General features: G+C 62.5%; 24 protein-coding genes. 10 read left to right on the top strand and 14 right to left on the bottom strand.

Annotated elements, in window-relative coordinates; translation table 11 throughout:
• Positions 1-195 precede the first annotated feature (195 nt).
• On the top strand, positions 196-1,272 hold the full coding sequence (gene hppD, locus M2400_RS25170; protein WP_177046384.1) for a 4-hydroxyphenylpyruvate dioxygenase: 1,077 nt from the start codon (positions 196-198) through the stop codon (positions 1,270-1,272).
• Between the two features lie 118 nt (positions 1,273-1,390).
• Here the strand turns inward: hppD and rarD are convergent, their stop codons facing one another.
• From rarD to M2400_RS25155, 3 genes are all read right to left on the bottom strand, one after another.
• Positions 1,391-2,272 (bottom strand): EamA family transporter RarD, encoded by an 882-nt coding sequence (gene rarD, locus M2400_RS25165; protein WP_177046382.1) that lies wholly within the window; start codon positions 2,270-2,272, stop codon positions 1,391-1,393.
• Positions 2,273-2,408: 136 nt separating this feature from the next.
• Entirely contained in the window at positions 2,409-3,419 is a 1,011-nt protein-coding gene (locus M2400_RS25160) for an aldo/keto reductase (protein WP_177121389.1), read from the bottom strand.
• Positions 3,420-3,495: 76 nt separating this feature from the next.
• Positions 3,496-4,398: a LysR family transcriptional regulator gene (locus M2400_RS25155; RefSeq protein WP_259198862.1), complete on the bottom strand. Its 903-nt coding sequence runs from the start codon at positions 4,396-4,398 to the stop codon at positions 3,496-3,498.
• 100 nt (positions 4,399-4,498) lie between these two features.
• On the opposite strand from M2400_RS25155, the gene M2400_RS25150 reads away from it, so the two are divergent.
• The gene (locus tag M2400_RS25150; protein WP_177046376.1) at positions 4,499-5,203 is read left to right on the top strand and encodes an SDR family oxidoreductase; all 705 of its coding nucleotides are present in this window, start codon (positions 4,499-4,501) and stop codon (positions 5,201-5,203) included.
• 56 nt (positions 5,204-5,259) lie between these two features.
• Here the strand turns inward: M2400_RS25150 and M2400_RS25145 are convergent, their stop codons facing one another.
• The gene (locus tag M2400_RS25145; protein WP_256348161.1) at positions 5,260-5,604 is read right to left on the bottom strand and encodes a hypothetical protein; all 345 of its coding nucleotides are present in this window, start codon (positions 5,602-5,604) and stop codon (positions 5,260-5,262) included.
• A 230-nt stretch (positions 5,605-5,834) separates the two neighbouring features.
• A complete protein-coding gene (locus M2400_RS25140) occupies positions 5,835-7,145 on the bottom strand; it encodes an MFS transporter (RefSeq protein WP_177046374.1) in 1,311 nt (436 codons plus the stop codon).
• 159 nt (positions 7,146-7,304) lie between these two features.
• Between M2400_RS25140 and M2400_RS25135 the strand changes: the two genes are divergently transcribed.
• The gene (locus M2400_RS25135; protein WP_177079758.1) at positions 7,305-8,411 is read left to right on the top strand and encodes a sugar diacid recognition domain-containing protein; all 1,107 of its coding nucleotides are present in this window, start codon (positions 7,305-7,307) and stop codon (positions 8,409-8,411) included.
• Positions 8,412-8,502: 91 nt separating this feature from the next.
• Positions 8,503-9,645 (top strand): glycerate kinase, encoded by a 1,143-nt coding sequence (locus tag M2400_RS25130; protein WP_259198863.1) that lies wholly within the window; start codon positions 8,503-8,505, stop codon positions 9,643-9,645.
• Here the strand turns inward: M2400_RS25130 and M2400_RS25125 are convergent.
• From M2400_RS25125 to M2400_RS25110, 4 genes are all read right to left on the bottom strand, one after another.
• Positions 9,642-10,754 (bottom strand): class II histone deacetylase, encoded by a 1,113-nt coding sequence (locus M2400_RS25125; RefSeq protein ID WP_177079756.1) that lies wholly within the window; start codon positions 10,752-10,754, stop codon positions 9,642-9,644. The genes M2400_RS25130 and M2400_RS25125 overlap by 4 nt on opposite strands.
• Positions 10,755-10,767: 13 nt before the next feature.
• The gene (locus M2400_RS25120) at positions 10,768-11,943 is read right to left on the bottom strand and encodes an MFS transporter (RefSeq protein ID WP_259198864.1); all 1,176 of its coding nucleotides are present in this window, start codon (positions 11,941-11,943) and stop codon (positions 10,768-10,770) included.
• 22 nt (positions 11,944-11,965) lie between these two features.
• Positions 11,966-12,811 (bottom strand): transporter, encoded by an 846-nt coding sequence (locus M2400_RS25115; protein ID WP_405046208.1) that lies wholly within the window; start codon positions 12,809-12,811, stop codon positions 11,966-11,968.
• A 138-nt stretch (positions 12,812-12,949) separates the two neighbouring features.
• Positions 12,950-13,921: a helix-turn-helix transcriptional regulator gene (locus tag M2400_RS25110; protein ID WP_177046363.1), complete on the bottom strand. Its 972-nt coding sequence runs from the start codon at positions 13,919-13,921 to the stop codon at positions 12,950-12,952.
• A 204-nt stretch (positions 13,922-14,125) separates the two neighbouring features.
• Here M2400_RS25110 and M2400_RS25105 point away from each other — a divergent pair, with 204 nt between their 5' ends.
• The gene (locus tag M2400_RS25105) at positions 14,126-14,638 is read left to right on the top strand and encodes a GNAT family N-acetyltransferase (protein ID WP_177079753.1); all 513 of its coding nucleotides are present in this window, start codon (positions 14,126-14,128) and stop codon (positions 14,636-14,638) included.
• Here M2400_RS25105 and M2400_RS25100 read toward each other — a convergent pair.
• Positions 14,635-15,330 (bottom strand): aspartate/glutamate racemase family protein, encoded by a 696-nt coding sequence (locus M2400_RS25100; protein ID WP_177046359.1) that lies wholly within the window; start codon positions 15,328-15,330, stop codon positions 14,635-14,637. The two genes, M2400_RS25105 and M2400_RS25100, sit on opposite strands and share 4 nt — an antisense overlap.
• 126 nt (positions 15,331-15,456) lie before the next feature.
• On the opposite strand from M2400_RS25100, the gene M2400_RS25095 reads away from it, so the two are divergent.
• The gene (locus M2400_RS25095) at positions 15,457-15,951 is read left to right on the top strand and encodes a hypothetical protein (protein ID WP_177046357.1); all 495 of its coding nucleotides are present in this window, start codon (positions 15,457-15,459) and stop codon (positions 15,949-15,951) included.
• A gap of 115 nt (positions 15,952-16,066) precedes the next feature.
• Here M2400_RS25095 and M2400_RS25090 read toward each other — a convergent pair whose 3' ends face one another.
• Complete coding sequence (locus tag M2400_RS25090) at positions 16,067-16,288, bottom strand: cbb3-type cytochrome c oxidase subunit 3 (RefSeq protein WP_010171341.1); 222 nt, start codon at positions 16,286-16,288, stop codon at positions 16,067-16,069.
• Positions 16,288-17,715 (bottom strand): cytochrome-c oxidase, cbb3-type subunit I, encoded by a 1,428-nt coding sequence (gene ccoN / locus M2400_RS25085; protein WP_259198866.1) that lies wholly within the window; start codon positions 17,713-17,715, stop codon positions 16,288-16,290. Before ccoN ends, M2400_RS25090 begins: the two co-directional genes overlap by 1 nt.
• 207 nt (positions 17,716-17,922) lie before the next feature.
• Between ccoN and aldA the strand changes: the two genes are divergently transcribed.
• The 4 genes from aldA to M2400_RS25065 all read left to right on the top strand — a co-directional run bounded on the left by aldA (position 17,923) and on the right by M2400_RS25065 (position 23,591).
• On the top strand, positions 17,923-19,347 hold the full coding sequence (gene aldA / locus M2400_RS25080; protein WP_259198867.1) for an aldehyde dehydrogenase: 1,425 nt from the start codon (positions 17,923-17,925) through the stop codon (positions 19,345-19,347).
• Between the two features lie 76 nt (positions 19,348-19,423).
• Positions 19,424-20,734 (top strand): nitrate/nitrite transporter, encoded by a 1,311-nt coding sequence (locus M2400_RS25075; RefSeq protein ID WP_259198868.1) that lies wholly within the window; start codon positions 19,424-19,426, stop codon positions 20,732-20,734.
• Between the two features lies 1 nt (position 20,735).
• On the top strand, positions 20,736-21,953 hold the full coding sequence (locus tag M2400_RS25070; RefSeq protein ID WP_259198869.1) for a mandelate racemase/muconate lactonizing enzyme family protein: 1,218 nt from the start codon (positions 20,736-20,738) through the stop codon (positions 21,951-21,953).
• A gap of 27 nt (positions 21,954-21,980) precedes the next feature.
• The gene (locus tag M2400_RS25065) at positions 21,981-23,591 is read left to right on the top strand and encodes a GMC family oxidoreductase (RefSeq protein WP_259198870.1); all 1,611 of its coding nucleotides are present in this window, start codon (positions 21,981-21,983) and stop codon (positions 23,589-23,591) included.
• 95 nt (positions 23,592-23,686) lie between these two features.
• Here the strand turns inward: M2400_RS25065 and M2400_RS25060 are convergent, their stop codons facing one another.
• Together M2400_RS25060 and M2400_RS25055 are read right to left on the bottom strand one after the other, a co-directional pair.
• Positions 23,687-24,607: a pyridoxal-phosphate dependent enzyme gene (locus M2400_RS25060; protein WP_259198871.1), complete on the bottom strand. Its 921-nt coding sequence runs from the start codon at positions 24,605-24,607 to the stop codon at positions 23,687-23,689.
• Between the two features lie 37 nt (positions 24,608-24,644).
• On the bottom strand, positions 24,645-26,048 hold the full coding sequence (locus tag M2400_RS25055; RefSeq protein WP_177046342.1) for a sodium:solute symporter family protein: 1,404 nt from the start codon (positions 26,046-26,048) through the stop codon (positions 24,645-24,647).
• Positions 26,049-26,263 lie beyond the last annotated feature (215 nt).

Raw genomic sequence — 26,263 nt, 5'->3', positions numbered from 1 at the left:
GAATAAGGACTTGCGCTAACGCAAGCCTCGCCCGTAAGAGACTGATGTAACCATGAAGCTACTCGGGTCCCCCCTCATCTTTGGTGACTTCCTCGCCCGCAGCGTGCGGGGTATCTCCTGTGCGCCTCCTTCCCACCTCATCCTTGCTGGCAACTAACGACATCCGTTAATGACAAGAATGATGAGGCACCGAAAATGACAGACCTGTACGAAAACCCAATGGGCCTGATGGGCTTTGAGTTCATCGAATTCGCATCGCCAACCCCGGGCATTCTGGAGCCGATCTTCGAGATCATGGGCTTCACCAAGGTCGCGACCCACCGCTCCAAGAACGTGCACCTGTTCCGTCAGGGCGAGATCAACCTGATCCTCAACAACGAACCCAACAGCATTGCTTCCTACTTTGCGGCCGAGCACGGCCCGTCGGTGTGCGGCATGGCGTTTCGCGTCAAGGATTCGCAACAGGCCTACAACCGGGCGCTGGAACTGGGCGCCCAGCCCATCCATATCGAAACCGGCCCGATGGAACTGAACCTGCCGGCGATCAAGGGTATCGGTGGTGCGCCGCTGTACCTGATCGACCGCTTCGGCGAGGGCAGCTCGATCTATGACATCGACTTCGTCTACCTCGAAGGCGTCGAGCGCAACCCGGTGGGTGCCGGCCTGAAGGTTATCGATCACCTGACCCACAACGTGTACCGCGGGCGCATGGCCTACTGGGCGAACTTCTACGAGAAGCTGTTCAACTTCCGTGAAGCGCGCTACTTCGACATCAAGGGCGAATACACCGGCCTGACCTCCAAGGCCATGAGCGCCCCGGACGGCATGATCCGCATCCCGCTGAACGAAGAATCGTCCAAGGGCGCCGGGCAGATCGAAGAGTTCCTGATGCAGTTCAATGGCGAGGGCATCCAGCACGTGGCGTTCCTCACCGATGACCTGGTCAAGACCTGGGACGCGCTGAAGAAAATCGGCATGCGCTTTATGACCGCGCCACCGGATACCTACTACGAAATGCTCGAAGGCCGCCTGCCGAACCACGGCGAGCCGGTGGACCAACTGCAAGCGCGGGGCATCCTGCTGGACGGTTCGTCAGTGGCGGGCGACAAGCGCCTGCTGCTGCAGATCTTCTCGGAAACCCTGATGGGCCCGGTGTTCTTCGAGTTCATCCAGCGCAAGGGCGACGACGGCTTCGGCGAGGGTAACTTCAAGGCACTGTTCGAATCCATCGAGCGTGACCAGGTACGTCGTGGTGTGCTCACCGCTGACTGATCCTGCTTTCTGTAGGAGCGAGCTTGCTCGCGAAGAACGTTAACGAAAACGCGTACATTCTGGATGAACGCGTTGCTCTCAGGTTTTTCGCGAGCAAGCTCGCTCCTACAGGTTCACATCAGGCCTTGCGCTGGCGAACCAGGTGCTTGAAACCTTCAAACACCAGCACCATCACCGCCAGCCAGATCGGGATATACGTCAGCCATTCGCCGGCCTTGATGCTTTCCCCCAGCAGCAATGCCACGCCGAGCAACAGCACCGGCTCCACATAACTGAGCAGCCCGAACAGGCTGAACGCCAACAAGCGACTGGCGACGATGTAGCACACCAGCGCCGAAGCACTGATCAAACCCAGCATCGGGATCAGGGCGTACAAACCCTTGTGGGCGTCGAGCACGGCAAAACCCTGCTCGCCGCTTTGTACAAACCACAACGCCACCGGCAACATCAGCGCCATATCGAGCCACAGCCCGCCGAGGTGGTCGGTCTTCAGGCGTTTGCGCACGATGAAGTAGATCGGGTAACCGATGATCACCACCAGCGTGGCCCAAGAGAAACCGCCTACCTGATAAAGCTCGTTAAGCACGCCGCAGGCTGCAAAAAACACCGCGACCTTTTGCAGGCGCGACAACTGTTCGCCATACACCAGGCGTCCGGTGAGCACCATCGTCAACGGCAGCAGGAAATACCCCAGGGATACATCCAGGCTGCGCCCGTTGAGCGGTGCCCACATGAACAGCCACAACTGCACCCCCAGCAAGGCCGAAGACAGCACCAGCCCGCCAATCAACGTGGGTTTGGCTGCGGCCAGACGCACCAACTCCCAGGCACGGCGCCACTCGCCACTGACGACCATGAACACGGTCATGCAAGGCACCGTCAGCAACATCCGCCAGCCGAAAATCTCCAGGCCGCTCAAGGGCGTGAGCAGCGACGTGAAGTAATACATTACGGCAAACAACACCGAGGCCAAGACCGATAACACAACACCTTTAGACACGCTGTCCTCGCGAAAACCGATTTATACAAAAGAGGGAAGATTTCAGGGAGGGAATATAGTGCTTTTAAGGTGAGATGTTTGCGCTGTTTTGGGGCAGTTTACGGGAGGATTTCTCGGATCCTCCCGTAAAGCGTGGTTATGGCCGGGCAATCCGCCCCGACACGAAGTGGCTCACGTCATTGAAACCCGGCGTCGAGGAATGCCCCGGAGTGACCAGCGAATCAATGAATGCCTCATCTTGCGCCGTGATCTTCACCTCCAGCGCGCCGGTGTAGGCATCCCACTGTGCCTCGGTGCGCGGCCCGACAATCGCCGAGCTGACCGCCGAGTTATTCAGCACCCAGGCAATCGCGAACTCGACAATCCCTACGCCGCGGCCCTGGGTGTACTGCTGGATCTGCTGGGCGATACGCAGGGACTCCACGCGCCATTCGGTTTCCAGGATGCGCTTGTCCTGGCGCCCGGCGCGGCTGCCGGCTTCAGGGGTCACGTCCGGCGCGTATTTGCCGCTGAGCACGCCACGGGCCAGCGGGCTGTAAGGCACCACGCCCAGGCCATACGCGGCGGCGGCGGTGATCTGCTCCACCTCGGCCTGGCGGTTGACGATGTTGTACAGCGGCTGGCTGATGATCGGCTTGTCCACCCCCAGGCGTTCGGCCACGCGGATCACTTCAGCGATGCGCCAGCCGCGGTAGTTGGACAGGCCCCAATGGCGGATCTTGCCTTCGCGGATCAAGTCGCCGATCGCCGAGATCGTCACTTCCAGCGGCGTGTTGTGGTCTTCACGGTGCAGGTAGTAGATGTCCAGGTAATCGGTGTCGAGGCGCGTCAGGCTGGCTTCCAGCGCATTGAAAATCCGCTTGCGGTTCAAGCCGCTGCGGTTTGGCAGGCCATCCACCGGGCCGATGCCCACCTTGGAGGCCAGCACCCAATCCTGGCGCTGGCGGGCGATGGCTTCACCGACGATTTCCTCGGAGCGTCCGCCGGTGTAGACGTCGGCGGTGTCGATAAAATTGATGCCTTGGTCCCAGGCCTTGTCGATGATGCGCAGCGAGTCCTCGGTGCTGGTCTGCTCGCCAAACATCATGCTGCCCAGGGTCAGTGCGCTGACCTTCAACCCGGACTGGCCCAGTGTGCGGTAAATCATCGTGAACACCTCAAAAGGGGGAGACAGTGCCTATCCAATACCAGAGAGCAAGGCTCTGGAACAAGCCCCGCGACGGTTATTGCGCTAATAGTTCGGCGCAGCGCAGTTGCAGGAAACGATGCAGCACCTTGACCCGTTCCGACACTTGCAGCCGGTGCGGGCACATCAAATTGAATGGCGTCGGCTCGCCTTGCCAATCTGTGAGCAACGGCACCAGGCGCCCGGCCTTGATGTCGCGGGCCACATCCAGCCGTGCTTTATAGGCAATGCCATGCCCGGCCAGCGCCCAGCGCCGCACGATCTCACCGTCATCGCTCAGGTAGTCGCCGCTCACCTCGACTTCCTGGAGCAGGGCGCCCTGGCGAAAATACCAGGTGTTGTTCGCCCGGCCCCGGCGCATGTAGCGCAGGGTGCTGTGTTGCGCCAGGTCCTGTGGGGTGCGGGGCGTACCGTGGCGTGCCAGGTAGTCTGGGCTGGCGCAGGCCACGCGCTGGTGATCGGGCACCACCGGCAGCGCCACCAGGCTGGAATCCCGTGGTACGCCGAAGCGCAGGGCGATGTCGACGGTTTCGCGGAACAGGTCGGCATTGCTGTCATTGAGCAACAATTGAAGGCGCACATTCGGGTGTTCGAGCTTGAACTCATCCAGCCAGCCCAGCAGCACATTGCGCCCGAAATCCGAGGGCGCCGCCAATTGCAGCAAACCACTCAAGCTCTGGCCCTGCTGCTTGATCGCCTGCTCGCCCTCCGACAATGCTTCCAGCGCCACGCGCACGCTGTCGAGGTAGCGCCGGCCTTCCTCGGTCAGGCGCATGCTGCGGGTGGAGCGCGCCAGCAGCCGGATACCCAGGCGGGTTTCCAGGCGCTTGAGGGCGATGCTCGCGGCTGCCGGGGTCAGGCTCAAGCTGCGGGCCGCCGCCGACAGGCTGCCTGTATCGGCGGTGCGCACGAACACTTCAAGATCGAGGATTGAGCTCATCTGTAAAAATCCTTTAAAGATCTTGTCGTTTTACCGGGATTTTTCAATGATTGCCAAGCTGGGAAGATGAAAGCTCATTTTCCCAACCAGGTATTTCTTCATGATTTCTCCCCTCAACGGCAAAACCGTCATCGTCATCGGTGGCAGCAGCGGTATTGGTGCGGCCGTGGCCAAACAGGCTGTGGCACGCGGGGCTCACGTGGTGCTGGCCGGGCGACGCTTGTCTTCAGCCGTGGAGAACGGTGTGCGCAGCGAGCAGGTGGACGTGACCGACGCCGCCTCCTTGCAGCGCCTGTTTGAAACAGTGGGGCGTTTTGACCATCTGGTCTACACCGCCGGCCCTGCGGTACAGGCCAAGACCTTGATCGAGACCGACCTGAACCTGGCGCAAGACAACTACAACGTGAAGCTCTGGGGCTCGCTGCGGGCGATCCAGTCGGCGCTGCCGTTTCTCGACGAGCGCGGCAGCATTACCCTGACTTCGGGGCAATTGGGGCGCAAAACGGTGGCAGGGCAGTTCATCAAGACCGGGATCAATGCGGCGACTGAAGCGCTCGGCAAGCAACTGGCCAAGGAACTGGCGCCACGCAGGGTCAATGTTGTGAGCCCTGGGGTGATCGATACCGAGGCGTATTCTGGCTTGTCCGAGGAGCAGCGACTGGCGATGTTTGCCAAGGCGGGCGGGGCATTGCCGGTGGGGCGAGTGGGGCAGGCCGAAGAAGTGGCGGCCGGGTATGTGCTGGCGATGGAAAACGGGTTTGTCACTGGCAGCGTGATTGATGTCGACGGCGGCGGATTACTCTAAGCGCCGGTCAATCCAGACAGGCCCCGCTTTCATGCGGGACCTGCAAGGGTGAGCGATCAATAACGCGGCTGCGGAACCGGTTGCGGCGGGTAGTAATAGCCCGGAGGCGGCGGCGCCTGGTAGTAGACCGGCGGCGGTTGCTGGATGTACACCGGCTGCGGTTGCACGTAAACCGGTTGTTGCACGTAGACCGGAGGCTGGGAGTTGGCGACCACCGAGCCCACTACCAGGCCACCAACCACTGCGCCCAGCAGGGCCGGCCCACCCCAGCCCCAGCCTCCACGGTAACCACCGTGACCCCATCCATAGCCGTACCCACCACGGGCTTCTGCTTGCCCTGCGATGGCGAGGGTGGCAATAAGCACGATGGCTACTTTCATTTTTGAGAGTCGACTGATCATGACAAGTCCTCTACCTATGCATCGAACCGGTTTTAATCATATTCCCGGGCATACGTTTCAGACAGTGCTTTTTGAGGGGATTACGCGGCGCCAGAGTAAAGGTTAGGTAAGGTTTGTAGCCTTCTTGTTACTTGGCTTTGGTGCTGGAGTTAATACGAGGGACCGGCGGTGTTTTGACTATAAATCACCGGCGCCGCCGTGGATGTCGACAGCGCCGGTTTACCCTGATGTCAGGCCTTGAGTGTGCGCGTCATGCGCAACGCCAGCACGCTGCCCGCGACAATCACCGCCGCCAGCAAGTACAGCGCCAGGTCCGTAGACCCGGTGGCATCCTTCACGAACCCGACGATATACGGGCTGAGGAAACCCGCCATCTGGCCCATGGAGTTGATCAGCGCCAAACCACCGGCGGCAGCACCTGCGCTGAGCATCGCGGTGGGCACCGGCCAGAACATCGGCAAGCCGGTGAGGGCGCCCATGGTGGCGATGGTCAGGCCGAGGATTGCGATGGCCGGCGTGGTTGCAAAGTTGACCGCAATCACCAGCCCGATCGCGCCCATCAGCATCGGCACCACCAGGTGCCAGCGACGCTCCTTGCGCAAGTCGGCAGAGCGGCCCACCAGCAACATGAACACCGCCGCCAGCAGATACGGGATCGCACTCAACCAGCCAATCACCAGGTTATCGCTGAAGCCCATGTTCTTGATGATCGACGGCAGCCAGAAGTTGATGGCATACACGCCGCTCTGGATACAGAAGTAGATCAGGCCGAACGCCCAGATGGCCGGGTTCTTGAACACTGCCAGCAACGAGTCGCTGGTGGTCTTCGGCTTGTTGGCCAGGTCGGTCGCCTGGTCGGCTTCCAGTACCGCGCGCTCGTGGGGTGTGAGCCACTTGGCGTTGGCAAAGCTGTCGCTGAGCAGGAAGTAGGCGAGGGCGCCGAGGATCACCGTCGGGATGCCCTGCAGCAGGAACATCCACTGCCAGCCCGCGAGCCCGCCTTGGCCGGCGGCGAAGTGGTTGAGGATCCAGCCGGAGAACGGGCTGCCGAGCAAGCCGGACACCGGGATCGCCGACATGAACAGCGCCATGATCCGCCCTCGGCGGAAGGTCGGGAACCACTGCGAGAGGTACAGCACCACACCCGGGAAGAACCCGGCTTCAGCCGCGCCGGTCAGCAGGCGCAAGCCGTAGAAGTGGCTAGGCGTGGTGACGAACAGCAGGCAGGTGGACAAGGTGCCCCAGACGATCATCATCAGCGCAATCCAGCGCCGAGGACCAAATTTGGTCAGCGCCAGGTTGCTCGGCACGCCGCACAGCACATAGCCGATAAAGAAAATCCCGGCACCGAGGCCGTACACGGTCTCGCTGAATTTCAGGTCGTCGAGCATCTGCAACTTGGCAAAGCCGACGTTGACGCGGTCGAGGTAGTTGAACAGGTAGCAGATGAAAATGAAGGGGATCAGGCGCAGGGTGATGCGCTTGTATACGGCGTTTTTATCGTCATCGGTGGCCTGGGTAACAGCGGCGCTCTGTGACATGGCAGTCTCTCTTTATTATGATTTTTCGCGATGCGAGGGTAACGTTGATCGCCCAATGAGTCTCGGCCACCTCAAGGGGTGCTGTCTTTGTGCTCGCGCACAGTCAGGCGTCGTTTGCGCTGTGCCTATGAACAACCCACTTTCCAGGAATTTAGCCCCATGTTCGAGCTGGATCATGACCTGGCGCAGGATATCGTCAATCGCACCATGGCGATCCTGCCCTATAACGTCAACGTCATGGACAGCCAGGGCCTGATCCTGGGCAGCGGCGAACCCGAACGCATCAACACCCGCCATGAAGGCGCGCAGCTGGTGCTGGCCAATGTGCGGGTGGTGGAGATCGACAGCCAGACCGCCAAGCACCTCAAGGGCGTGCAACCCGGGATCAACCTGCCGTTGCTGCACGATCAGCGCCTGATCGGCGTGCTGGGCATTACCGGCGAACCGGAGTTGCTGCGCACCTATGCGCAACTGGTGCGCATGACCGCCGAGATGCTGGTGAGCCAGCGTCACCAGCAAGCCGAGCAGCAATGGCGCCGCCAACGCTGCGATGACCTGTTGGCATTGCTGCTGGCCGAGACCGGTGATTCACCGCGCCTGGTGGACGAAGCGCAGCAGTTGGGCCTCAAGCCGCAGCTGGCGCGTACGCCGTACCTGTTTGAATTGGGCAGCGGCCAGTCGGCCGAGGCCTTGAGCGCCTGGCTGACCTCGCGCTACCCCGACAGTTGGTGCGTCAGCTCCGCGCAGTTTTCCCTGCTGTGGTGCAGGCCCGCCTCGGTGCAAGTCGACAACCCGCGCCTGCTGGAAAAACTCGACGGCCTGGGCTGGAACGTCCTGCGGGTCGCCGTCGGCGGGCAAGCGGACGGCCTGGCCGGGCTGCGCCGTTGTTACCGGCGGGTGGGCGATCTGCTCGCCTATGGCCGCGATGTGCTGCCCGAATCACGTTTGCTGACCCTTACCCGCTACCGACTGCCGGTGATGCTCTGGCGCCACCGCAACGACGACGCCCTCGACGAACTCCTCAACCCGCTGCGCAAGGTACTGGCCAAGGACAGCAACGGCCAGTTGCTGGCGACCCTGCGCAGTTGGTGTGATCACGACGGCCAAAGCCAGGCCTGCGCCGATGCCCTGGGTATCCACCGCAACAGCCTGCGCTATCGCATGGAGCGCATCGCCGAGCTGAGCGGCGTCGACCCGCTGACCCTCGACGGCATGCTCGCGTTGTACCTCGGCGTACAGCTCTTGCCCCAGGCTTTGTCGAAATGAACAACAAACCCCAGCCACTCTTGTGCAATGGACCGGCGTTATTGCCGGTGCCAACTGGCAGCATGGGCGTTATAAAAACCGGAGAAAGCCCATGAAAATCATCATCGCCCCCGACTCGTTCAAGGACAGCCTGAGTGCTGAAGGCGTGGCGAATGCCATTGCCGAGGGGTTGGCCACGGTGTGGCCCGACGCCGAGCTGATCAAGTGCCCGATGGCGGACGGTGGTGAGGGTACGGTGGAGTCGGTACTCGCCGCCTGCCAGGGCGAGCTGCGTACCACCAACGTGCAAGGGCCGTTGGGCGCCGGCGTTGATGCGCATTGGGGCTGGTTGGCCGAGAGCCACACCGCAATCATCGAAATGGCCGAGGCCAGCGGGCTGCAATTGGTGCCGCCGGGCAAACGCGATGCCTGTTCCAGCAGCACGTTTGGCACTGGAGAACTGATCCGCGCTGCACTGGATGCCGGCGCCCGGCGCATCATCCTGGCGATTGGCGGCAGCGCCACCAACGACGGCGGCGCCGGCGCGATGCTGGCCCTCGGTGTGCAATTGTTTGATGCCGAAGGTGCCGCATTGCCCTTGGGCGGCCTGGCACTGGCCAAACTGTCGCGTATCAGCCTGGAACAACTGGACCCACGCCTGGCCGAGGTGCGCTTCGAAATCGCTGCCGACGTGAATAACCCGCTGTGCGGCCCCCACGGTGCCTCGGCGATTTTCGGCCCGCAAAAAGGGGCGAATCCCGGGCAAGTCGAACAGCTGGATGCCGCCCTCGGCCATTTCGCCGATCACTGCGCCAAGGTATTGCCCAAGGATGTACGTGACGAGCCCGGCAGCGGCGCTGCCGGTGGCTTGGGTTTTGCCGCCAAGGCGTTCCTTGGCGCGCAATTTCGTGCGGGTGTGGAAGTGGTGGCCGAGCTGGTGGGCCTTGAACACGCCGTGCGCGGCGCCGACCTGGTGATCACCGGCGAAGGCCGTTTCGACGCCCAGACCCTGCGGGGCAAAACCCCGTTTGGCGTGGCGCGGATCGCCAAGCAGCACAACGTGCCGGTGATCGTGATCGCCGGCACGTTGGGTGAGGGTTATGAGCAGATGTACGCCCATGGCGTGGATGCCGCATTCGCCTTGCCGTCCGGCCCGACTACCCTGGAGCAGGCCTGCAGCGAGGCGCCGCGCCTGTTGCGCGAGCGCGCCTCGGACATCGCCCGGCTCTGGCGTGTGTCGGCCCCGGCGGTCTAAGCCTCAAAGCCCTGCGCCAGTCGGTCGATCCACTGGCGCTGAAACCCCAGCAGTACGTCCTTGGGCTGCTGCAACTGGACGAACTCCAGCATCGGGTCTTCCACCGCCGTGCGCACGCCGGCCAATTCCTCCAGCGCCGCCAGCCCGCAAAACGGCACATAGGCCTCGCTGTATCCACCTTCATGCACCAGCACCAGGCGCCCCTGGCACAGCCGCTCGGCGGCCTGGCGCACCGCGCGGGTCATCAGGCGGAACGACTCGCTGTGCAGCAGCATTCGCGCCAGCGGGTCGACGGCGTTGGCGTCGTAGCCGCAGGCGACGATGATCAGTTCGGGCTCGAAACGCTCCAGGGCCGGCACCACGATGCGCTCCATCGCGTGCAGATACGCTTCGTGGCCGCTGCCCGGCGGCAACGGGATATTGATATTCGCGCCCAGGCCGTCGCCACGGCCACGGTCCTGTTCACCGCTGTAGCCCGGCGGATAGCAGCCGTCCTGGTGCAGGGAGATCGTCAATACATCGCCGCGTGCTTCGAAGATGGATTGGGTACCGTTGCCATGGTGCACATCCCAGTCGATCACGGCGACCTTGCCCAAACCGCGACGGGCCTTGGCGGCCTCGATGGCGATGGCGATATTGGCCAGGAAGCAAAAGCCCATGGCACCGTCCGCCAGGCAGTGATGCCCCGGTGGTCGCGACAGTGAGTAGGCATTCTCGACCTGTCCGCTCAGCACCGCGTCCACCGCCGCGATGGCCAGCCCGGCGGAGAGTCGGGCGATCTCGTAGCTGCCCGGGCCGATCGGTGCCTGTGGGCCCAGCTCGCCACCGCCGGCATCGCTCAGGGCCTTGAAGCGTTGCAGGTAGTCGGCACCGTGCACCCGTCGCAAGTCCTCGTCAGTGGCCGGGACTGCGCTGTGCTGTTGCAGGTGACGGCTCAGCCCGGACACGTCCAGCAGGCTTTTCAAGCGCCGCTTGGTCTCCGGCGACTCGGCATGCCCGCTGCCGGCAGGCGGCTGCACCCAACCGCCCACCGGCAAAGTCAGGGCGTGGGCGCCGGCGCTGTGCCAGAGGCTTAGTTCATCAAAGAAAAACGCGGTGGTTCGGTTCATCAGAGTCTCCAGTTCAGCGAGTTAAAACAGCGTCAGGTGTGGAGCGGCTGCCGAGCATCAGCGCCAGGGACAACAGGGTGACGGCGGCACCGCCCACCAGCAGCGAGGCAAACCCGCCGCTGGCTTCGATCAGCCGCCCGGCAATGGCCGGCCCGATGGCCAGGCCCGCACCGATCACCAGGTTGGAGGTGTTCATCAGCTTGCCGCTGCGGTCGAGGTCGGCCAGGCAGGCGAGAATCAGCGGCAGGATGAAGGTCCAGGTGAACTTGAACAGCAGTGCTGCCAGGGCAAAGCGCATCAGTGTTGGGGTACCGCTCAGCAACAGCACCGCACCGGCCATCAGGGCGTAGCCCACCAGCAACAGCAGCAGGCGTGGCAGCCGTGTGCCGATCAGCGAGGCACAGCCGGCGCCGACGATGCCCATCACGGTGGCCAGGGCCAGCACTTCACCGCTGTGTTGCGCGGAGATTGCAGCGCCAATGCTGATGGCGCCGATAAAGGTCCAGACGCCGCCGAGGCTGATGTAGAAAGCCAGGATCCCGGCGATGCCCAGCGCAGCCTTCATCCGGGAGCCAGGTATCGGCGCCGCATCGGTTTGCTGGCGCGGCGGGCTGCCGGACGGGAAACACCGGGCGAGTGGCAACAGCAGCGTCATCAGTCCCGCAAGAGTCAGGTAGCAGGCGCCGAGGCCATAGCGCGCAAACAGTCCGGGCAGCACGCCGAGTCCGACGGCTCCGACCACCAGTTGCCCCATCACCCACAAGCCGTAGACCCGGCTCGGATTGGCAGTGGCGGCCGCGCTGGCCAGACAGATGATCATCAACGAACCGCCCGCCAAGGCGCTCATAAAGCGCAAGGCAAGCAAGGTGGCGTAGGTGTCGGCGAGCATCGACAACAGGTTGGCGGCAATGAATGCCAAGGCGGCGACCAGGGCTGCCAGGCGCCAGTCCACCCGTTTCAGCCACCAGAAGGCGGGCAGGGTGGCCAGGCTCATCGCTCCCAGCTCGGTGGAGAACAGGTCGCCGATGTGGGACGGGCTCAACTGCCATTGGCTGGCCAGTTGCGCGGCCACCGCCGGTGCGGTCATCAGGATGGTCGGGGTGATGGCGGCGAACAGGATGATCGCCGCCAGCAACGGCCAGGACCGCGCCGAAAGGCCGGCGGTTGCAGCGTGGGTCTGAGTGTTCATGGGCAAGCTCCGGGAAAGTGATTCAGAACACATGGACCAGCCGCAACAGGGCGTCGGTGCCTGCGTAGCCGTTGGATGCCGCGACGTTTTGCGAAAGGCTGAACATCACTTGGTTCTGCCGGTCGAGCCAATGCCCTACCTCGAAACCCACCTGGGTGTAGCGCTTGTGGGTGTCGTCGATGCGCTGGTCGTTGATGCGCAGCTCGCCGCCATCGGCGTGGATCAAACGCAGGGCGCCGTAGGTGGCCGGGCTGAAGTCGTAGGAGGCGAAGGCTTGCAGGCGGTACAGCGGGTCTTGCTTGAGGTCGCTGCCGAAATAGTCGTCATTGGTGCCGTACAACTGGGCTTCGAGGTTGGCTTCCAGCACCCATTTCTCGCCAATGCCCTGGGTGTAGTTGTAAACGAAAGTCGCGCCCCAGCGATTGGCCCCGGGGGACACGTCGGGGTTTTTGCTGTGGTACTCGCCCACCGGCAAGGTGATCAGGCTCAACAGCCCGCTGTAGGTGCGTGCGGCCGGGTCGTTGATGAAAAACAGCGTGCCGCCGACCTGCGGGTCACCAAAGCCGCTCTCGCCGGTGTGCTGGCTGGCGCCGGGCAAGCGCGCATTGATATCGGCGAAGGGCAGGATAAATTGCGGGGTGCACAGCGTGCCGCAGACGTCAGTGAAAAACACCTGGCGGTACGCCACGGCGTTGACCTTCAAGTCGGCCTTGCCGGTGGTGTCGGCCGGGCCGTGGAAATCATCGTAGCGCGTGGCCGGCAAGTACAGCACGCCGAGGCTGGTACCGGACGGCGCGCCGAAAAAGTCCCGGGCGTTGAGGTCGGCGGCCTGGCTGTCGAGGCTCAGCAGGGTGCCGCCCAGCAGCATGGCCAGGTGACGCAAGGTGGAGTGATTCATCGCAAGGCATCTCTTATGGAATGTGATGGATGGCAGCGGAAAATGGGCAAAGGGCGCCCGTGGCCGTCAAAACGACAGCGCAAAAAAGCAGCGAATTAAGGGGTGAGGTCAGTCGGGCGGGGCGTGCAGCAAGTGCGCGATGCGCGCCTTGTCCTTGACCCCGAGCTTGCTGTAGATGGCGCGGATGTGATGGCGCACGGTGTTCGGCGACAAGCCCAGGTCGCGGGCGACTTCCTTGTAGGTCTTGCCCTCGCCAAAGCCCTGGGCCACGTCGTTCTCCCTGGGACTGAGCTGGGGCAGGGCGCGGTTGAGGCGCGCGGCCAACAGAAACTGATCGCCCACGGCCGAGGCTTCGATATGGATGTGCTTGCCCTCATGCCCGCGCTGACTCAACGGCACCGGCAGGGCGGGGCCGCTCCATTGCGGCCACTCACTGAGCAGCAGGTCGACAAACCCGCGTTCGGCACACTGCAACACCCCGCGCTGGTCGCAGACTGCCAGGGCCAGGTTGCGCGGGCTGGTGAGGGTTTCGCGCATGGCCACCAGGGTGCGGATCTGGTTCGCCGAGACGGCCGCCACCAGGTGCAGCATCAGGTTGTTCAGCAGTTGGCAGTCGTCCTGGTTGAACCGTGGCGCGCCGGGCTTGCGGTACAGGCTCAAGTGGTCACTGAGGCGGGTTTGCGGGTCGACGTGAATCACACACAACAACTCGCCAATGTCATAGCGCTGCCCCAACCAGTTCTGGCCCGGGCCGTTGGCGGGGTCGAGCATGTCGACAATCACCGCCTGGCCGGGCGCCTCGTGCACCAGCCCGACCGTCACGTCCACATGGCGGATCGACTGCCAGTCGGCCAGATACGTGTGCGGCAGGTGATGCAGGTAGCTGCTGTGTTCTTCCGGCAGGCCATCGATGATCGCGGCGCGGCCCCACCAGGCGCTGTCGAAGGGCAGCAGTTGGCTGATGCGCGTCAGGGCATGGCCATGAAACTGTTCGATGTCCTGATGTTGGGCCAGGCGTTGCAGATCAAGCGTCAGGGTGCTGAAAGCCTGTAACAGGCCGGGGGGATCAAGATGGCTCATGGGCGTTCCTCTGTGGGACTTTTTTATTGTTCTAGTCACAGGGTTTGAAGGCCGAAACGGGGCAGGGCCTGGGTGAAGTATCGGCGCTGTGGGAGCCGATCGCTATCCTACAGATGCACGATGTGCGGCAGGATTTGTGCTCGCCAAAAAACCGCTGTGCCGCCTACACTGGTCGGCCACGTGTTTTTCAAAGGACGAAACACCATGCACACACCTGAACCCAAGATCGTTATCACGCGCTTCACCGAGGCCCACCTTGAAGGCGTCGCTGCGCTCTACAACGACCCGGCTGTGTGCCGTCAGGTGCTGCAAATGCCTTTCCAGTCGGCCGAGGCATGGCGCAAACGCCTGGTGCAGGACAACGAACGGCGGCTACAACTGGTGGCGGTGCATGCCGGTGAGGTCATCGGCCAACTCGGCCTTGAACAGTATTTGCGCGTACGCCAAAGCCATGTCGGTTCATTCGGCATGGGCGTGGCCACCGCCTGGCAGGGCAAGGGCGTGGGTTCCCGGTTGCTGGGTGCGGCGCTGGAGGTGGCGGATAACTGGATGAACCTGCACCGGGTGGAACTGACGGTGTACGCCGACAACGAAGCCGCCCACCGCCTGTACCACAAGTTCGGCTTCGAGACCGAAGGCCGGCTGCGGGATTACGCCGTGCGTGACGGCGCATTCGTCGACACCCTGACCATGGCGCGTATCCGCAAGCCTGCCTAGTCGTCCTGCAACGCAAACGCCACCGCAGCCTGCGCATGCAGCTCGGTGGTGTCCAGCAGTGGCAGGTCGCTGTGCTGCGGTTTGATCAACAGGCTGATTTCCGTACATCCAAGGATGATGGCCTGGGCACCACGTGCCGCCAGGGACTCGATCACCCGCTGGTACACCTCGCGGGATGCGTCGCTGATCACCCCGACACACAACTCCTCATAGATGATCCGGTGCACGGCCTGGCGCTCGTCCGCGTCGGGCACCAGCACGGTCAAGCCCTGGGCCGCCAGGCGTGACTTGAGAAACTCCTGTTCCATGGTAAACGCGGTGCCCAGCAGCCCGACGGTGAGGGTGCCGGCCTCTACCGCCGCCGCGCCGGCCGCGTCTGCAATATGCAGAAACGGTACGGACACCGCCGCTTCGATGCGCGGCGCCACCAGGTGCATGGTGTTGGTACATAGCACGATGCATTCGGCGCCACCGGCTTGCAGGCGGCGGGCGGCGTCTTCGAGGATCAGCGCCGCGTCGTCCCAGCGCCCGGCGTGCTGGGCCTGCTCCACCGGGCCGAAGTCGACGCTGTACATCAACAGTTGCGCCGAGCGCAGTGGCCCCAGCTGGTCGCGCACGCTCTGGTTGATGATGCGGTAATACTCGGCGCTGGACTCCCAGCTCATGCCGCCGATAAGGCCGATGGTGCGCATGCGATGCTCCTGAAATGGACGGGCGAGGGCACCACATTACCCAAGCTCTGCGCTTTAGTCATACGCCGGTGTGCGGCATCTGCCATGATCAAGGTTCGCAACATGGGTCACCCAAGGAACACGGCAATGGACGATGTACAACAACTGGGCGAGATGCTGCGTCATTACGCCGACAGCGAAGCCCACAAGAAGCAGCAGTTCGAAGTGCAATCGGCCCATTGGGCACAGAAGATCAGCGAGTTGTTCGGCCAGATCGAGCAATGGCTTGCGCCTGTGAAAACCGTCGGTTTGCTGGAGGTGCAGCGCGAAGCGTACGTGGCTTCCGGCCCCAGCGTGCCGGTGGAGACCTCCACCTTCAAGACCGAGAAACTGACCATCCATATCGCCGGCAAACCGGTTGAGTTCGTGCCGGATGTGATGGGCGCCGGTGGCTTGATTTCGCTGTCGGTGATGGGCTTGACCGCCGCCCGCTACGGCAGCATTTCCCTGGTGCTGCTGCCGGGCAAAAACGACTGGTTGTGGAAGAAAACCAATGGTTTGAAAGACCCGGACACCTTTGGCTTCGATGCCAACTTCCTGGCGTTGCAGTTGCAGAGCCTGATTCCCCGCGAACGCGGCTGAGTCATGGCTTCTGTGGGAGCTGGCTTGCCTGCGATAGCATCACCGCGGTGTTTCATTAGCACCGAGTGGCCCGCATCGCAGGCAAGCCAGCTCCCACATTGATCGTATTCCTTTATCAAATATCGACATTGCCCCAGCCCGGCTTTGCCTCTTCAGGCGCCACCGCGTTGACCCGCTTGCCCGTCGCCAACTCCACCCGCCGCGCCACCTCCGGGTCATCGGCAAACGGAATCAGGCTGGCCTCATCCAGGCTCTCCCTCGACTCACCCCGCAGGCAATACTCCACCGCGCCATACAGGCCGATCACCGCCGCCAGGTTCAGCACGATCTCCCACATCAGGCGATCTGCGCTTCAAGCTGCGCCACCTTCAAATCCGCCACCCGCACCGTGCGCCAGGTGTTGTAGGCCATCAGCAGCATGCCGCTGAGGAAGAACACCCCGCCGACAAACCGCACCACAAACCCCGGATGGCTGGCCTGCAAGGCTTCCACAAAGGAATAGGTGAGGGTGCCGTCATCGTTCACCGCCCGCCACATCAGGCCCTGGGTGATGCCGTTGACCCACATCGAGGCGATGTACAGCACCGTGCCAATGGTCGCCAGCCAGAAGTGCATATTGATCAGCCCCACGCTGTGCATCTGCGTGCGCCCGAACACTTTCGGGATCATGTGGTACAGCGAACCAAAGGTGATCATCGCCACCCAGCCCAGTGCGCCGGCGTGGACGTGGCCGATGGTCCAGTCGGTGTAGTGGGACAGGGCGTTGACGGTCTTGATCGCCATCATCGGCCCTTCAAACGTCGACATCCCATAGAACGCCAGCGACAGCACCAGGAAGCGCAGGATCGGGTCGGTGCGCAATTTATGCCAGGCCCCAGAGAGCGTCATCATGCCGTTGATCATCCCGCCCCAGCTGGGCGCCAGCAGAATCAGCGACATCGCCATGCCCAGCGACTGTGCCCAGTCCGGCAGCGCGGTGTAGTGCAAGTGGTGCGGGCCGGCCCAGATGTACAGGGTGATCAAGGCCCAGAAGTGCACGATGGACAGGCGATAGGAATACACCGGCCGCCCGACTTGCTTTGGCACGAAGTAGTACATCATCCCCAGAAAACCCGTGGTCAGGAAGAAACCCACGGCGTTGTGCCCGTACCACCACTGCACCATGGCGTCGGTGGCGCCGGAATACACCGGGTAGGACTTGAACCAGTCCACCGGGATCGACAGGTGATTGACCACGTGCAGCATGGCGATCACCACGATAAACGCACCAAAGAACCAGTTGCCGACGTAGATGTGCTGGGTCTTGCGCCGCACCACGGTGGTGAAGAACACGATGGCATAGGCGACCCACACCACGGTCATCCACACGGCGCCGCTGAACTCGATCTCGGCGTATTCCTTGGTGGTGGTGTAGCCCAGCGGCAGGCTCACCAACATGATCACGATCACCGACTGCCAGCCCCAGAATGTGAAGGCCGCGAGCTTGTCCGAGTACAGCCGTACCTGGCAGGTGCGCTGTACTGCGTAGTAGCTGGCGGCGAATTGCGCGCTGCCGGCAAAGCCGAAGATCACCAGGCTTGTGTGCAGCGGGCGCAGGCGCCCGAAGGTGGTCCACGGCAGGTCGAGGTTCATCTCGGGCCAGACCAGTTGCGAGGCGATCCACACGCCCATGGCCATGCCGACCACGCCCCAAACGATGGTTGCAATGACGAATTGACGCACGACCTTGTAGTTGTAGGCCTGTGCGGTTGATGCTGGTTGCATGCTTAGTCCTCCCACGGTTCCAAGTGGGCGGCACTGTAGGAAGGATGGGCGGAACAATACAGGCTCAGACCCGGGTCATTAATACGGATCAGCCACTAACCTGCATTTTTCGCACGTTACCCCCGTCAATAAATCGTTTGTCCAACCCCCGCCCAATGACAAAACTGCAAGTCACTCGCAAAACAACAACGATTGGGCAAAAACCACATGCAAATCGAGCGCAACTTTTTCAACGGCCACTTCGCCGAACCTGCCAGCGCCACCCAAATCGCGGTCTACAACCCCGCGACCGAGGCCCAGGTAGGCCTGGTATCCGCTGCCACCCCTGACGAAGCCATTGCCGCCGTCGACGCCGCCGCCACCGCACAGAAAACCTGGGGCAGACTCACCAGCATCCAGCGCGCCGAACACCTGCGGGCGTTCGCCGACGCCCTCGAAACCTGCGCTGAAAGCATAGGCAAGGCGCTGGCCAGCGAATCCGGCAAAAGCCTGGATGACGCCAGCAACGAAGCGCGCTACGCCGCACAGATCACCCGTTACCATGCCGAATGGGCACGCCGCATCGAAGGCGAGATCATTCCCAGCGACACCCCGGACGAAAACCTGTTCCTGCAACGCGAGCCGATTGGCGTCGTGGCATGCCTGATCCCGTTCAACTACCCGGTCTACACCCTGTTGCGCAAAATCGCCCCGGCGCTGATTGCCGGCAACACCGTGGTGGTGCGCCCGAGCAACAACACGCCGTTGTCCGCCTTCGAAATCGCCCGCGCGGTTGAGCAGTCGGGCATGCCGGCCGGCGTGATCAACATCCTGACCATGGACCACGCCACTGCGGCCGCCCTGTGCACTCACAAGGCCGTGGGCTTGATCACCTTGACCGGCAGCGTCAACGCCGGGCGCATCGTGCTGGATTACTGCAAGGCCAACATCGCCAAGCCGTCCCTGGAACTGGGCGGCAAGACCCCGGCGATCATCGAGGCTGACGCCGACCTGGAAAAGGCCGCCAGCGACATCATCGCGTCCAAGACCACCCACTGCGGCCAGCTGTGCACGGCGGTAGAGCGCGTGTACGTGCAGGAAAGCGTCTACGACCGATTCCTGGCGCTGCTCAAAGCGAAGATCAGCGCCGTCAAATTCGGTGACCGTGCCACTGACGCAGGCTTGATGGGCCCGCTGGTCAACGCCAGCTCCCGGCAGAATATTCACGCCATGGTCGAGCGCGCCATCGCCGACGGTGCTGTACTGGAAACAGGCGGGGTACTCCCCGAAGGCCCGGGCCATTTCTACCCGCCGACCCTGCTCAGTGGCTGCCGCCAGGGCATGGAAATCATCCAGGAAGAAATCTTCGGCCCGGTGCTGCCGGTGCTCAAGTACCGCGACATCGACGAAGCCCTGACCATGGCCAACGACCACCAGTTCGGCCTGTCGTCGGTGCTCTACACCGAGAACTACCGCACCGCCATGAAAGTCGCCAATGCCATTGAGGCCGGCGAGTTGTACGTCAATCGCACCCCGGCGGACCCTTACCAGGGCTTCCACGCCGGCTGGAAACGCTCAGGGCTGGGCGGCGATGACGGCAAGCACGGGATGCTTGAATTCACCCAGACCCGTTTGGTGGTCATGAAGTACTGATTCACCGACCACCGGCTTCACCTCAATAAAAACAATTATCGGGGCACCTGCACAGTGGGTGCCCGAGGTCTACAAGATGTCCAAGCCTGCACCCGTTGCCCAGGGTTTCGATGCCGTGTCCGCGGCCAAAAGCGACAAAGCCAGTCGCTACTTCCAATTGATGTTGCTGGTGCTGGCCGCCGGGGCGATCTACCCGATCCTCTACCTGCGCCAGGTCTACCAGACCACCATGCTCGAGGTGTTCCAGATAAACCACAGCCAGCTGGGTTATCTGTATTCGATGCTCGGTACGATCTTCCTCCTCAGCTACCTGCCCAGCGGTTGGTTGGCCGATCGCCTGCCGCCGCGCTTTCTGATCTTTTTCTCGCTGGTGGCCACCGGTGCCCTGGGCATCTGGTACTCCACCGTGCCGTCGATGACCGGCCTGATGATCATCTTCGGCTGCTGGGGCCTGACCACCGGCCTGACCTTCTGGGCCTCGGTGCTCAAGCGGGTGAAGATGATTGCCCATCACAGCGAGCAGGGCCGTTTCTTCGGCATCCTCGACGGTGGCCGTGGCCTGGTGGAAGCCTTGCTGGCAACCGTGGCCCTGGGGCTGTTCGCCTATGCCACCGAAACCCGCAGCCAGACGGCCGCCGAAGGTTTCAAGCATGTGGTGTACCTGTATTCGTTCGTGTGCATCGCCATCGGGTGTGTGCTGGTGCTGCTCAAGGACCCCAAGTCCATGGCCGAAACCGCGGCGGTGGAGAAGGGCAAGTTCAACCTGATCACCGACCTCGCCACCTTGGTGAAAATCCCCGAGCTGTGGCTGGTGACCGCCATTGTGTTCTGCGGTTATCACATGTTCTGGGCCACCTACAGCTTCTCTGACTACCTGCAAGGCAGCGGCATGACCGCCGTGATGGCGGGCACCATCACCACCATCAAACTGTGGATGCGGCCTATCGGCGGGATCGGCGGCGGCTGGCTGGGGGACAAGTTCTCGAATATCTCGGTACTCATCGTCGCGCTGGTGCTGGTGACCCTGGCGATGGTCGGCCTGATCGTGTTCCCGGCCATTGGCAGCCTCGGCTTGCTGATCGGCACGGTGATCTTTATCGGCCTGATGACCTACGCGATTCGCGGCCTTTACTGGGCGATCCTCGACAGCTGCGACATCCCGCTGCGCATCACCGGCCTGGCCATCGGCATCGTCTCGGTGGTGGGTTACCTGCCGGACACCTTTATCCCGCTGATCAACGGCTACCTCACCGACACCTACCCGGGGCAGGTCGGCTACAACCTGTACTTCGGCTACATCGCCTTCATCGGCGTGCTCGGGACCCTTGCGGCCCTGACCTTGCGCGCCCGGATCAATCGTAAAAAATTCAACCAGACAGGTGCCTGAGATGAAAATCGTCGCCCTTGAAACCCATATTGTCGCCGTACCGCCACCGCACATCGGCGGCATGTACTGGCTGTTCGTCAAACTGAAAACCAACTGCGGCATCGAAGGCGTGGGCGAGATCTACGCCGCCACCTTCGGCCCCAAGGCCATGCTGCCGATCATCGAGGACGTGTTCGAGCGCTACCTGCTCAACCACGACCCGCACCACATCGAGCGTTTCTTCCGCCAGGCGTATTCCAGCGGTTTCACCCAGCGTCCCGACCTGACCATGATGGGCGTGGTCAGCGGCCTGGAAATGGCCTGCTGGGACATCATCGGCAAGGCTGCCAACAAGCCGGTCTATGAGTTGCTGGGGGGCAAGGTCAACGAACGCCTGCGTTCCTACACCTACCTGTACCCGGTCAACAGCAAGGGCGAGTACGACTACGACGACCCGGACCTGGCCGCCGAGTGCGCCATCGAGAACATGAACAAGGGCTTCACCGCGGTCAAATTCGACCCGGCAGGCCCGTACACCGCGTACTCCGGCCACCAGATTTCCCTGGAAGTGCTGGAGCGCTGCGAAACCTTCTGCCGCAAGATCCGCGAAGCGGTGGGGGACAAGTGCGACCTGCTGTTCGGCACCCACGGGCAGATGGTGCCGTCGTCGGCAATCCGCCTGGCCAAGCGCCTGGAGAAATACGACCCGCTGTGGTTCGAAGAACCGGTGCCACCGGGCCAGGAAGACGCCATGGCCCAGGTCGCGGCCAAGACCACGATTCCCATCGCCACCGGCGAGCGGCTGACCACCAAGTACGAGTTCTTCAAGCTGTTGCAGGCCGGCGGTGCATCGATCCTGCAAATGAACGTGGCCCGCTGCGGGGGCCTGCTGGAAGCCAAGAAAATCGCCAGCATGGCCGAGGCCTACTACGCGCAAATCGCCCCGCACCTGTACAACGGGCCGATTGGCGCAGCGGCGAGTTTCCAGCTGGCCACGTGCACGCCGAACTTCCTGATCCAGGAAAGCATCATGACCTGGGGTGGCTTCCACGCCGAAGTGCTGACCAAGCCGCTGCAATGGGAGGACGGCTACATCATCCCGTCCACCGAGCCGGGCCTTGGGGTGGAGCTGAACATGGACGTGGTGCGCAAGCACACGCCGTACACCGGCGAACGCCTGCACCTGCAAATGGCGCCTACGCCGGCTGACGTGAAAGACACTTCGCCCGCCAAGGGCTAAAAAAAACGACTTATGCGGTAACCGTGAATGACATACGACTACATCATCGCCGGTGCCGGCGCCGCAGGTTGCGTCCTGGCCAACCGACTCTCCGCCTCGGGCGAGCATTCGGTGTTACTGCTGGAAGCCGGCGGCAAGGACAGCTCCTGGTGGTTCAAGATCCCGGTCGGTTTTGCCAAGATGTACTACAACCCGACCTTCAACTGGATGTACTACAGCCAGCCGCAAAAACAGCTGGCTGGCCGTGAAATCTACGCCCCGCGCGGCAAAGTGCAGGGCGGTTCCGGCTCGATCAACGCCATGATCTACGTGCGCGGCCAGGCCCATGACTTCAATGACTGGGCCGCCAACGGCAACGACGGCTGGGGCTTCAAGGACGTGCTGCCGTACTTCCGCAAGCTGGAAAACCACCCGCTGGGTGACACCGAATACCACGGCGGCAGCGGCCCCATCAGCATCACCCCGATGAAGGGCCAGACCCACGCCATCTGCGATGTGTTCCTCAAGGGCTGCGAGCAGTTGGGCTACGGCCTGAGCGATGACTTCAACGGGCCGAACTTCGAAGGCGCGGGCCTCTACGACGTCAACACCCGCAACGGCGAGCGCTGCTCCAGCAGCTTTGCGCACCTGCATCCGGCGTTGGGGCGACCCAACCTGAGCGTGGAACTGCATGCGCTGGTAGACCGCGTGTTGTTCGACGACCAACAGCGCGCCACCGGCATCAGCGTGACCCAGCACGGCGTGGTTCGCACCTTCAGCGCACGCAAGGAAGTGATCCTGTGTGCGGGCGCGGTAGACACGCCGAAAATCCTGCAACTGTCGGGTGTGGCCGACAAGCAACTGCTCGCCGAACACAACATCCCGCTGGTCAAGGACCTGCCGGCGGTGGGGCAGAACCTGCAGGACCACCTGTGCGCCAGCTATTACTACAAGGCCAATATCCCGACCCTGAACGACCAGCTCAGCTCGCTGTTCGGCCAGTTCAAGCTGGGGCTCAAGTACCTGCTGACCCGCAAGGGCGCGCTGGCCATGAGCGTCAACCAGGCCGGCGGGTTCTTCCGTGGCAACGCGGAGCAGGCGCATCCGAACCTGCAGCTGTACTTCAACCCGCTGTCGTACCAGATCCCGAAAAACAACAAAGCTAGTCTCAAGCCCGAGCCGTATTCAGGCTTTTTGCTGTGCTTCAACCCGTGCCGGCCCACCAGCCGCGGGACGATCCGCATCGCCTCGAAAAACCCACGGGATGCGGCCTTGATCGACCCCAACTACCTGAGCACCCAAAAGGACATCGACGAGGTGATCCAGGGCAGCCGGCTGATGCGCAAGATCATGCAGGCCCCGGCGCTCAAGGGCGTGACCGTGGCCGAGGTGTTGCCGGGGGCTGCGGTGGAAACCGACGAGCAGATGCTGCAGTACTTCCGCGAGAACAGCGGCTCGATCTATCACCTGTGCGGGTCGTGCGCCATGGGTTCGGACTCGCAGGTGTCGGTGGTGGACAAGCGCTTGAAGGTGCATGGGCTGCAGGGGTTGCGGATTGTCGACGCGTCGATTTTCCCGAACGTGACCTCGGGCAATACCCATGCGGCGGTGTTGATGGTGGCGGAGAAGGGCGCGGACCTGATCCTGCAGGATGCCTGAGGGCGCCCCATCAGCTGTAGGAACCGGCTTGCCGGCGATGGCTGCAGCACATTCAGCAATGATGTGACTGATACTCCGCCATCGCTGGCAAGCTCCTACAAGGGCTGCTGTGCTTGCCACTGAGCAACCGTTTGGGCGCTGATGCTCACCCCGCCACACACAATCACCACCACATCCTCAACCCCGGCAATCGCGGCATGTTCCAGATAAGCCACCGCCAACGAAACCCCGCACGCCGGCTCCACCAACTGCCGTAAATCATCGGCATACCGCACCACGCCCATCATCGCCTCGGCATCAGTCAACACCACGCACTGATGGGCAAACCTGCCGATATGTTCAACCGGCCACGCCGCCACCTGAGTGGCCGCCAACGACTTGGCCACGGTGTCGATCTTCGCCAGGCGCACCGGTTTTCCAGCTTCCACGGCGGCGGCAAACGACGCCGCGCCTGCCGTTTCACAGGCAATCACCTTGCAGTCGAACCGTCCATGACGCTCCAGCCCCGTCAGCACGCCCGCGAGCAATCCACCGCCACCCACGGAGGTCACGATGGCGCCCACCTGCGGGCAGTCTTCGAGAATTTCATCGATCATGCTGCTGTGGCCTTCCCACAACAACGGATGGTCAAAAGCCGGTACATACAGGGCTTCAGGCGCTTCGGAAAGTTGCAACGCAAGCTCGTTGGATTGATCCCACAGATCACCGTGCACCACCACTTCGGCGCCCGCCTGGCGGATACGCGCGCGGGTGGCTTCGGGGGTGGTGGAGGGCACCACGATCCGCGCCTGCAACCCCAAGCCTCTTGCTGCAAAGGCCGTGGCCAGCCCGGCATTGCCGCCGGAAGGGCACACCACCGTGGTCTTGCCCTGGCTCGCCGCGTAGGCGCACAGCGTGGTCATCCCGCGCAACTTGAACGAGCCACAGGGTTGCAGGTTCTCAAGCTTCAGCCAGATGCGCCGGGTAGGGGTGGACAGGCCGGGGTGCAGGATCAGCGGGGTGCGAATCGGCAGCATTTCACAACTTCCTTATTGGTGGGGCTGCCATCCTACCTCAGCTGGTGGCCGCCACCAGTGGTTCTGCCGGAGTCTTGCGGCGTGTCACATGGCTGATGCCCATGATGATCAGCGGGGTAAACAGGGCGATGTAAGCGTTGTCGATGCCCCACGGATTACCGGCGAGGAACCAGCCCACGGTGGCCAGCAACGAGGCAATGATGCTCAGGAATGCCCCGGCTGCGGTGCCGAATTTCGGTGCATAGAACACCATCAACACCAGTACCGCGAGGGAGGCGCGCAACGCCTTGCCGAGGAAGGCGATCATCAGCACCTTGTCCGAGGTCAGCGCCAGGGCAATCGGCAACAGGCCGACGGCGATTGTCGCCAGGCGCACAAAGCGCAGGGACTTGGCGTCGCTTTTTTCCGGGTTGAACCACGGTTCGTAGAAGTCCCGCAGCAGCAGCGTCGCCGAGCCCATGCTTACTGCCGAGATGGTGCCGAACAGCGACCCGGCAAGGCCTGCGACCACCAGCCCGGCGGTCAGTTGGTCCATGCTGGCGATCAGGGTGGGGAAGGCTTGCAGGGAGTCAACGTTGGGGAACAGCACCGCGCTGCACATCCCGATCAATGCTGCGCCGATGCCGAACGGCACCATCAGCACGGCCACGTAGAAACACGCACGCTGGGCTTTGCCCGCATGGCTCACGGTGTTTACTGCCTGGATTACGTATTGAGTGGAAAATATCGAGCCAATACCGGCGATCATCCAGGCGATGATCTGGCCCCAGCCCACGGTGGTCCAGTCAAACATGCTGGCGGGCAATTGCGCCTGCAACTGGCTGATGCCGCCGACCTGCTTCAAGCCGAACCACAATGCCAGGCCTACGCCCAGGTACTTCAAGGCGGCGTGGACGAAGTTGGTGTAGATCACTGAGCGCATGCCGCCGATGCTGACGTACGCGACCGAGACCACGCCGACGATCACGATCGCCAGGGTTCGGTCCACTTGCATCACGCTGGCCAACACCGCGCCGCCGCTGGCGTAGATCGACACGGCGACGATCTCCAGGGCAAAGATAGTGATGATCGAGGTGGCGAAGCGGGTGCGCTGGCCGTAGTTGCGCGCGAGTACGCCGGAGATGGTGTTGTCGCCCAGGTCCTTGTACTTGCGCGCCAGTAGCCAGGCGAACAGCACGAAACCGAGGGCCAGGGCGAACAGGTTCCATGCGGCGGAGATGCCTACCTTGAAGCCGGTTTGGGCGGTGCCGATACTGACTGCGGTGCCGATGAATTCCGAGAGCATCAGGAAGCCGATCAGGAACGCCGGGAAGTGGCCACCGCCCGTTGTGTAGTTATTGGCGCTGCGGGAGTGGCGGCGAACGCCGTAGCTGATCAGTGCCAGGCTCAGCATGTAGAGACCGGTGATGGACAGTACGATCCAGGAGGAGTGGGTGGGCATTTTTATATTCTTTAGGTATTTTTGTAATTGTGGGTAGTTTCCTCTGGTGGTTTTGCTTTCGTCTAATATCGGGTTGGTATGGTTTGATACCCCTGTGGTATGGGTGAATATCCGTTAGTCAGGTAACGGCGGCTTATGGTTTCGCTCTTACAGCGAGTCACTTTGCAAAAGCGGCAAAGTAACCAAAACGCTCTGCCCCGCCTGTCGGCACCTCG

Source organism: Pseudomonas sp. BIGb0558 (genome assembly GCF_024807515.1).
Lineage (GTDB): Bacteria > Pseudomonadota > Gammaproteobacteria > Pseudomonadales > Pseudomonadaceae > Aquipseudomonas > Aquipseudomonas yamanorum_A.
Note: the sequence above shows the minus strand (reverse complement) of the source record. Positions and strands in the feature narration are given on the sequence as shown.